At 47.1% G+C, this 2,000-nt stretch carries 1 protein-coding gene; it reads left to right on the forward strand.

The window, feature by feature from the left end; all coding sequences use genetic code 11:
* The coding region (locus F0L74_RS32710; protein ID WP_149842202.1) for an Ig-like domain-containing protein at positions 1-2,000 on the forward strand (2,000 nt) is incomplete at both ends.

The following is a 2,000-nucleotide window of genomic DNA, read 5'->3' on the forward strand; positions in this document are numbered from 1 at the left end:
CCGAATGGTAATTATAATGGGCTGGATAGTCTGAGTTATCAGGTTTGTGATAATGGTACGCCGTCGCTGTGCGATACGGCTAGTTTGGTGTTTAATGTGTCTGCTGTTAACGATGCGCCGATAGCTGTACGGGATAGTGTTGGAGTTACGGAGGATGTGGCAGCAACGGGTAACGTGCTGACCAATGATAGTGATCCTGAGGGGGATGGTTTGATAGCTTCTCTGGTGACTGCGCCTGTAAATGGTACGGTAGTGCTGAATGCAGATGGCAGCTTTACTTATACGCCAAATGGTAATTATAATGGTCTGGATAGTCTGAGTTATCAGGTTTGTGATAATGGTACGCCTTCACTGTGTGATACGGCTAGTTTGGTGTTTAATGTATCTGCCGTTAATGATGCGCCGATCGCTGTGCGGGATAGTGTGGGTGTTACAGAGGATGTGGCGTCTACTGGTAATGTGCTGACTAATGACAGCGATCCTGAAGGCGATGGTCTGACCGCTTCTCTGGTAATTGCGCCTATAAATGGTACCGTGGTGCTGAATGCGGATGGTAGCTTTACTTATACGCCGAATGGTAATTATAATGGTCTGGATAGTCTGAGTTATCAGGTTTGTGATAATGGTACGCCGTCACTGTGTGATACGGCTAGTTTGGTGTTTAATGTGTCTGCTGTTAACGATGCGCCAATAGCTGTACGGGATAGTGTGGGAGTTACGGAGGATGTGGCAGCAACGGGTAACGTGCTGACCAATGATAGTGATCCTGAAGGGGATGGTTTGATAGCTTCTCTGGTGACTGCGCCTGTAAATGGTACGGTAGTGCTGAATGCAGATGGCAGCTTTACTTATACGCCAAATGGTAATTATAATGGTCTGGACAGTTTGAGCTATCAGGTTTGTGATAATGGTACGCCTTCACTGTGTGATACGGCTAGTTTGGTGTTTAATGTATCTGCCGTTAATGATGCGCCGATCGCTGTGCGGGATAGTGTGGGAGTTACAGAGGATGTGGCAGCTACAGGAAACGTACTTACTAATGACAGCGATCCTGAAGGCGATGGTCTGACCGCTTCTCTGGTAACTGCGCCTATAAATGGTACTGTGGTGCTGAATGCAGATGGGAGCTTTACTTATACGCCGAATGGTAATTATAATGGTCTGGACAGTTTGAGCTATCAGGTTTGTGATAATGGTACGCCATCACTGTGTGATACGGCTAGCTTAGTGTTTAATGTATCAGCGGTGAATGATGCGCCGATCGCTGTGCGGGATTCCATCACTGTAACTGAAGACGTACCAGCCACCGGTAATGCGCTTACTAATGACAGTGATCCTGAGGGCGATGGTCTGACTGCATCCCTTGTAACTGCGCCCGTAAATGGTACGGTGGTTCTGAACTCTGATGGTAGCTTTACTTATACCCCGAATAGTAATTATAATGGTCTGGATAGTTTGAGCTATCAGGTTTGCGATAATGGTACGCCATCACTGTGTGATACGGCTAGCTTGGTGTTTAGTGTGTCAGCGATAAATGATGCGCCGATCGCAGTAAGAGATAGTGTGGGTGTTACGGAGGATGTGGCGGCTACTGGTAATGTCCTGACTAATGATAGTGATCCTGAAGGGGATGGCCTGACTGCCTCCCTGGTAACAGCTCCTGTCAACGGTACAGTGGTACTGAACTCGGATGGTAGCTTTGCTTATACGCCGAATGTTAATTATAATGGTCTGGATAGTTTGCTCTACCAGGTTTGTGATAATGGTACACCGTCACTTTGCGATACAGCTGTCTTAATATTTAATGTGTCGGCGGTAAATGATGCGCCGATTGCTGTGCGAGATTCCATTACTGTAACTGAAGACGTGCCGGCCACGGGCAATGTACTGACTAATGATAGCGATCCAGAGGGTGATGGTTTGACTGCATCCCTGGTAACAGCTCCTGTAAATGGTACGGTTGTGTTGTATGCTGATGGTAGCTTTACTTATACCCCGAA

Source organism: Chitinophaga agrisoli (assembly GCF_008386695.1).
In the GTDB taxonomy this organism is placed as follows: Bacteria; Bacteroidota; Bacteroidia; order Chitinophagales; family Chitinophagaceae; genus Chitinophaga; species Chitinophaga agrisoli.